Genomic DNA, 6,457 nt, shown 5'->3' on the forward strand with positions numbered 1-6,457 from the left:
GCCAACACGCTGCCCGCGGGCGTCGCCGTCGTGACCACGTCCGGCGGCGGACGTCCGCACGGCACCACCGTGCGCAACGTGCAGCGCGCCTCGACCGACCCGCCCCTGGTCGCCGTCACGCTGAGCCGCACGTCCGCGCTGCTGGCCCGCCTGCGCCAGGGCGGACGGCTCGGGGTCAACGTGCTCGCCGCGCACCAGGACCAGGTGGCGCTGCGCTTCTCCAAGACCGTCCACGACCGGTTCGCCGACATCGCCTGGAGCGACGCGGGCGCGCCCCGGCTGGACGGCATCCACGCCTGGGCCCTGGCCGACGTCCAGACGATCATCCCGGCCGGCGACCACGCGATCGTCCTGGCCGACGTGCTCGAGTCCGAGGTCGTCGGCGGCGCCCCGCTGGCCTACTGGCAGCGCAGCTTCGGCACCGTCCAGCCCTTCTGACCGTCCCTCACCCGAGCCCCGCTCCGAGATGTGGACGCGAAAGCACCACGATCCTGGGAACCGTGGTGCTTTTGCGTCCACATCGCGGCGGAGCCGCGCGGGGGTGAGTCCTAGCGGCGGGCCTGGGCGACGCCGTAGAGCGCGACGCCCGCGGCCACGCCGGCGTTGAGCGACTCCAGCGACGAGCTCATGGGGATCGACACGATCTGGTCGCAGGTCTCCGAGACAAGCCGCGACAGGCCCTTGCCCTCGCTGCCGATCACCACGACGAGCGGGCCGTCGAGCAGGTCGCACTCGGGCAGCGCGACGTCGCCGTCGGCGGCCAGGCCGATGACCATGCAGCCGGCCTCCTGGTAGCTCTTCAGCTGACGGGTCAGGTTCGTGGCCTTGGCCACCGGCACCCGCACCGCGGCACCCGCGGACGTCTTCCAGGCCGACGCGGTCATCTGCGCCGAGCGACGCTCGGGGATGACCACGCCGTGGGCGCCGAAGCCGGACGCCGAACGCACGATGCACCGAGGTTGCGGGGGTCGGTGATGCCGTCGAGCACCACGATGAGCGGCGCCTCGCCCAGCTCGGTCGCCCGCTCCACGAGGTCGTCGGGGTCGGCGTACTCGTAGGCGTTGATCTTGGCCGCGATGCCCTGGTGCACCGCGCCGCCGGTCAGCCGGTCGAGCTCGACGCGACCGATCTCCAGCAGCGAGACGTGCTGCTCGGCGGCCAGCGCGAAGATCTCGCGCATGCGCTCGTCGCGGTCGGTGCCCTCGGCGACGTACAGGCCGGCCACGGGGACGGTCGCGCGCAGCAGCTCCACGACGGAGTTGCGCCCGGCCACCCACTCGGCGTCGTTGACCCGCCGCTTCTTGGGCTTGGCCTGCTCGCGCTTGTCGGCGGCGCGGGCCATCTTGTACGCCTTGTGGTTCGGGCGGTCCTCGGCGCGCGGCGTCGGTCCCTTGCCCTCCAGGCCCTGGCGGACGCGTCGCCGGACCCTGCGGTCTTCTTGCTTCCCTTGCGGATCGCTCCGCGTCGCTGGCTGTTGCCGGGCATCAGCGGCTCTCCTTCACGGACCATCGCGGTCCTTGCGGGGTGTCCTCCACCTCGACGCCGGCGGCGGCGAGCTGGTCACGGACGAGGTCGGCGGTGGCCCAGTCCTTGGCGGCCCGGGCCTGGGCGCGCTGCTCGAGCAGCGCCTTGACGAGCACGTCGAGCGCCTGCTCGTAGGCGGCCGACGCCCCCGCGCTCGCCCAGGTGGGCGACAGCGGGTCGACGCGAGCACGTCCAGCATGGCGCGGACGCTCGCGAGGACGTCGCGCAGGGCCGCGGAGTCGCCGTCGGCGAGCAGCTTCTGGCCCTCGGCGACGGAGGCCTGCACGGCGGCGAGCGCGGCGGGCACGGCGAGGTCGTCGTCCATCGCGGTGGCGAAGGCCGAAGTCACGGCGCCGGGCTCGACGCCGCCGGTCACCTCGCTGGCCCGCAGCACGAAGCCCTCCAGGCGCTGGTAGGCCGTTGCGGCCTCCTGCAGCGCCTCCTCGGAGTACTCGATGATCGAGCGGTAGTGCGCGGCCACGAGGTAGTACCGCAGCTCGACCGGACGGACGCGCTTGACGACCTCGCTCACGGTCATCGTGTTGCCCACGCTCTTGGACATCTTGGAGCCCGAGAGGTTGAGCATCGCGTTGTGCATCCAGACCCGGGCGAACCGCTGCCCGGCCGCGCGCGACTGGGCCAGCTCGTTCTCGTGGTGCGGGAAGCGCAGGTCCAGGCCGCCGCCGTGGATGTCGAACTCGTGGCCGAGGTACTTGGCCGCCATGGCCGAGCACTCCAGGTGCCAGCCGGGACGGCCGCGGCCCCACGGCGTGGGCCAGGACGCGGACTCCGGCTCGCCCTCCTTGCGCCCCTTCCAGAGCGCGAAGTCGCGGGGGTCGCGCTTGCCCGCCGGGGGCGCGTCCTCGGCGGCCTGCATGTCGTCGACGCGCTGGTTGCTCAGCTCGCCGTAGGCCGGCCAGGAGCGGACGTCGAAGTAGACGTCGCCGGAGTCGTCGGTGGCCGGGTAGGCGTGGCCGCGCTCGATCAGGTCGGCGATCATCTCGACCATCTCGGGCACGTGGCCCGTGGCGCGCGGCTCGTACGTGGGCGGCTCGCAGCCCAGCACCTCGTACGCCTCGTGCAGGCGGCGCTCGTTCTCGTACGCCACGGCGAACCACGGACGTCCCTGCTCGGCGCCCTTGGCCAGGATCTTGTCGTCGATGTCGGTGACGTTGGCGACGATGGTCACCTCGTAGCCGGCCCGCTCGAGCCAGCGGCGCAGGACGTCGAAGACGACCTCCTTGCGGATGTGACCGATGTGCGGCGGGCCCTGCACGGTGAGGCCGCAGTGGTAGATGCCGACGTGGCCGGGGGTGACCGGCACGAGCTCGGTCAGGGACCTGGTCGCGGTGTCGTAGAGGTGCAGGGTCACCAGTAGAGGGTATCGGGCGCGGGGCGGGCCGCCGACCAACGCGGACGCACTTCGCGCCCGCACGCCATCTTGGTGACCTATCCTGCGCGCATGCCTCTTCCCCGGCGCCTGCCCTCGGTCCTCGTCCCGGCCCTCGCCCTGCTCGCGGGCGGCCTCGTCGCCGCCCCGGCCGAGGCCGCGGACGTGCAGAAGGCGCGGTTCACGTCGTACTCGTCCTCGGCCGAGCTGCTCAAGGGCAGCGTGAGCGGAGCCCGCGTCTCCGGCGGCACCGTCACGCTGCGCTCGCCGAGGCAGACGCTGACCCGCTCGGGCACGCGCTACCGCTACGGCGCGTGGACGTCGCCGTGGACGGCCACGGGCTTCGACGCCCGCACCCTCGTGCCGTCGTGGAACGCCACGACGCCGAAGGGCACGTGGCTGCGCGTCCAGGTGCGCGTGCGCAAGGGCAGCAAGGTCGGCTCGTGGGACACCGTCGCCGACTGGGCGTCGGGCACCGACGCGATCGCCCGCACGTCGCTGTCCGCCCAGACCGACGACCTCGCCCAGGTCAGCACCGACACGGTCGTGACCCGGGGCAGCAACCGCTTCCGCCACTGGCAGGTCCGCGTGCTGCTGCTGCGCAAGAACGGCTCGAGCGCCACCCCGTCACTGCGCTCGGTCACGGGCGTCGCGGCCGGCTACCGCACCCGCAGCGCGTCCACCTCGCGCACGACGATGACCACCTCGGTCGAGCTGAACGTCCCCTACTCCTCGCAGATGGTGCACCGCGGGCACCACGGCGGCCGCTACGGCGCCGGCGGCGAGGCGTGGTGCTCGCCGACGTCGGTCTCGATGGTGCTGCGCTACTGGCGCAGTGGCCCGACCGCCGCACAGTACGCCTGGACGCGCGAGAAGGAGGGCTACGTCGACCACGCCGCCCGCCTCACCATCGACAAGCGCTACGGCGGCACCGGCAACTGGCCGTTCAACACCGCCTACGCGAGCACCTTCGGACTGGACGCCTTCGTGACCCGGCTCTACGACCTGCGCGACGCCGAGCGCTTCATCAAGGCCGGCATCCCGGTGGTCGTCTCGGTCGCGTTCGCCAAGGGACGCCTCACGGGGGCGCCGATCTCGGCGACGAACGGCCACCTCATGGTGATCCGCGGCTTCACCAAGGGCGGCCGGGTGATCGCCAACGACCCGGCCGGCTCCTCCAGCACCGCCGCGCAGGTCCGCCGGGTCTACGACCGGGCCCAGTTCGAGCGGGCCTGGCTGGGCGGCTCGGGCGGCATCACCTACGTCCTGCGCCCCGCGAGCCGGGCGCTGCCGGCGGACACCCCGCGCTGGTGAGCGGGCATGATCGTGCCGTGATCCCCCGCACCGGCCTCGGCACCGACGTCCACCGGCTCGTCCCCGACCGTCCGCTGTGGGTGGCCGGCCTGCTGTGGGAGGACGAGCCGTACGGCCTGGAGGGGCACAGCGACGGCGACTGCGCCGCGCACGCCCTGGTCGACGCGCTGCTCTCGGCCGCCGGCCTGGGCGACATCGGCTCGACGTTTCGGCACGGCCGACCCGCGGTTCGCCGGCGCCTCGGGCGTCACCTTCCTGACCGAGGCCGCCCGCCTGGTGCGCGAGGCGGGCTTCGAGGTTGGCCAACGCCGCCGTGCAGGTCGTCGGCAACCGGCCCCGGGTGGGCACGCGGCGCGAGGAGGCGCAGCGCGTCCTGTCCGAGGCGGTCGGCGCGCCGGTCAGCGTCGCCGGCACCACCACCGACGGGCTGGGCCTGACCGGACGCGGCGAGGGCGTCGCGGCGATCGCCACCGCCCTGCTGCTCGCCCCCTGACACGACGAAGGGCCGCTCCCTCGCGGGAGCGGCCCTTTCGTCGTGACGGGGTGCGTCAGGCGGCCGGCATGGCCGAGGCGAGCACCTCGTCCAGGCGGACCTCCGCCTTGTCCTCGTTGGTCTGCTCGGCCAGCGCGAGCTCGGAGACCAGGATCTGGCGGGCCTTGCTCAGCATGCGCTTCTCGCCCGCGGACAGGCCGCGCTCGTGGTCGCGGCGCCACAGGTCGCGGACGACCTCGGCCACCTTCAGCACGTCGCCGGAGTGCAGCTTCTCGACGTTCGCCTTGTAGCGGCGCGACCAGTTGGTCGGCTCCTCGACGTGCTCGGCGCGCAGGACGTTGAACACGCGCTCGAGGCCCTGCTCGTCCACGACGTCGCGGACGCCGACGAGGTCGACGTTGTCGGCCGGCACGCGCACGATGAGGTCGTTCTGGGACTGGATCCGGAGCACGAGGTACTCGCGCTCCTGGCCCTTGATGACGCGCGTCTCGATCTCTTCGATCAGGGCCGCGCCGTGGTTCGGGTACACAACGGTCTCGCCGACTCGGAAGGTCATGTAATGAGCACCTCTCTCTGAAGGCCCATCCTACCATCGGCGCCCGACAGCCCTTCCGACTGGTGAGACGGGCGACACAGGACCTGATCGGTGCCCCCGGCGGCCCTTGGGTAGGATCGCGAGTGCTGTCGTCCCTCGTCCGGAAGCAGGAACCCACGTGAGCTCCGCCCGTACCCGCCGCACCGCGGCCGTGTCCCTGACCTTGTTCGCCGCCCTCGGCCTCTCCGCCTGCGGCACCGGGTTCGACACCGCCGTCAACCAGCAGTACCAGGCGGCCGTGGGCGCCGACCACCGCGAGGGCGACGTCGAGATCCTGCACGCCACGGTCGTCGCCGACGAGGGCGAGCTGCAGGAGGGCGAGCAGGTCGAGGTCTCCGAGGCCGAGGGCCAGGCGGACGAGGCCGAGGGCCCGAGACCGCGCCCGCCACCACCGGCACGGTCGCCGCCTCGATCGTCAACAAGAGCGACGACGACGTCACCCTGACCGGCATCACCGCCGGCGCGGTCGACGGCGAGGCGGTCGAGATCACCAGCCGGGCCCGCGTGGAGGTGCCGCAGGGCAACCTCGTCCGGCTCGGCATCTCGGCCGAGACGCTGTTCGCCGCCTCGCCGATCCAGGCCGGCCGCTACGTCGAGCTCACCTTCCGCTTCAGCGACGGCTCGACCGTCGTCCTCAACACCCCGATCGTGTCGCGCGGCCAGCAGGGCGTCTACGACACCGTGGTCGAGTCGACCGAGGGTCGGGCGCAGTCGCAGGACCGCACCGGCAACGCCGACGAGGCCGAGGGCGAGGAGACCACCGCTCGCCCCGAGTGACCCTACGCACGCACGACAGGACCCGGCGCCCCGGCGCCGGGTCCTGTCGTCTCAGCAGGTCGCGCGGGCGAGGTCGACGCCGGCCCGGAGGTAGCGGGTGGTCAGGCCGCCTGCACGCGCAGCGCGGCGGCCGGGACGAGACGGGTGCTGCGCCACGCCGGACGGCTGACGGCCCGCAGGTGGAACCGCGGTCCGTGCTCGTCAGCCACGTACTCGAAGCGCTCCAGCCCGATCTCGGGGTGACCGGGCAGCGCGGCGTAGGTGAACCCCAGCGCGTCCGCGTCGACCACCCGGCACGGGGCCAGCGCCCACAGCGGGCCGAGCCCGATGCCCACCACCACGGTGCTGCCGGACGCGGCGGGCC

6 protein-coding genes and 3 pseudogenes are annotated in these 6,457 nt (G+C 73.2%); 5 read left to right on the forward strand and 4 right to left on the reverse strand.

Translation table 11 applies throughout. From position 1 onward, the window contains the following. Positions 1 to 438, forward strand: a 438-nt coding sequence (locus AC2W7G_RS07255) for a flavin reductase family protein (protein WP_485867843.1), incomplete at its 5' end; no start/stop codon positions are given. 110 nt (positions 439 to 548) lie between these two features. On the opposite strand, the pseudogene rlmB reads toward AC2W7G_RS07255, so the two are convergent. Then, positions 549 to 1,485: pseudogene (gene rlmB / locus AC2W7G_RS07260) on the reverse strand (23S rRNA (guanosine(2251)-2'-O)-methyltransferase RlmB). After that, positions 1,485 to 2,896, reverse strand: a pseudogene (cysS, locus tag AC2W7G_RS07265) (cysteine--tRNA ligase). Before cysS ends, rlmB begins: the two co-directional pseudogenes overlap by 1 nt. 90 nt (positions 2,897 to 2,986) lie before the next feature. Here cysS and AC2W7G_RS07270 point away from each other — a divergent pair. Together AC2W7G_RS07270 and ispF are read left to right on the forward strand one after the other, a co-directional pair. Then, entirely contained in the window at positions 2,987 to 4,228 is a 1,242-nt protein-coding gene (locus AC2W7G_RS07270; RefSeq protein WP_485867844.1) for a C39 family peptidase, read from the forward strand. A gap of 17 nt (positions 4,229 to 4,245) precedes the next feature. After that, positions 4,246 to 4,721 (forward strand): annotated as a pseudogene (gene ispF, locus AC2W7G_RS07275) (2-C-methyl-D-erythritol 2,4-cyclodiphosphate synthase). A gap of 55 nt (positions 4,722 to 4,776) precedes the next feature. Here ispF and AC2W7G_RS07280 read toward each other — a convergent pair. Further along, on the reverse strand, positions 4,777 to 5,277 hold the full coding sequence (locus tag AC2W7G_RS07280; RefSeq protein WP_485867845.1) for a CarD family transcriptional regulator: 501 nt from the start codon (positions 5,275 to 5,277) through the stop codon (positions 4,777 to 4,779). Between the two features lie 157 nt (positions 5,278 to 5,434). Here AC2W7G_RS07280 and AC2W7G_RS07285 point away from each other — a divergent pair, with 157 nt between their 5' ends. Both AC2W7G_RS07285 and AC2W7G_RS07290 read left to right on the forward strand, forming a co-directional pair. Continuing rightward, complete coding sequence (locus tag AC2W7G_RS07285) at positions 5,435 to 5,761, forward strand: hypothetical protein (protein WP_485867846.1); 327 nt, start codon at positions 5,435 to 5,437, stop codon at positions 5,759 to 5,761. Positions 5,762 to 5,820: 59 nt separating this feature from the next. Further along, on the forward strand, positions 5,821 to 6,093 hold the full coding sequence (locus AC2W7G_RS07290; protein WP_485867847.1) for a hypothetical protein: 273 nt from the start codon (positions 5,821 to 5,823) through the stop codon (positions 6,091 to 6,093). A gap of 101 nt (positions 6,094 to 6,194) precedes the next feature. On the opposite strand, the gene AC2W7G_RS07295 is transcribed toward AC2W7G_RS07290, so the two are convergent. Beyond that, positions 6,195 to 6,457, reverse strand: a 263-nt coding sequence (locus AC2W7G_RS07295) for a DUF1990 family protein (RefSeq protein ID WP_485867848.1), incomplete at its 5' end; no start/stop codon positions are given.

This window comes from Aeromicrobium sp. PFPM2_SD2 (assembly GCF_057364525.1).

Bases quoted from the DNA above. Each gene is read 5' to 3' on its own strand.
- AC2W7G_RS07270 (WP_485867844.1), top strand. From the start codon at position 2,987: ATGCCTCTTCCCCGGCGCCTGCCCTCGGTCCTCGTCCCGGCCCTCGCC.
- AC2W7G_RS07280 (WP_485867845.1), bottom strand. From the start codon at position 5,277: ATGACCTTCCGAGTCGGCGAGACCGTTGTGTACCCGAACCACGGCGCG.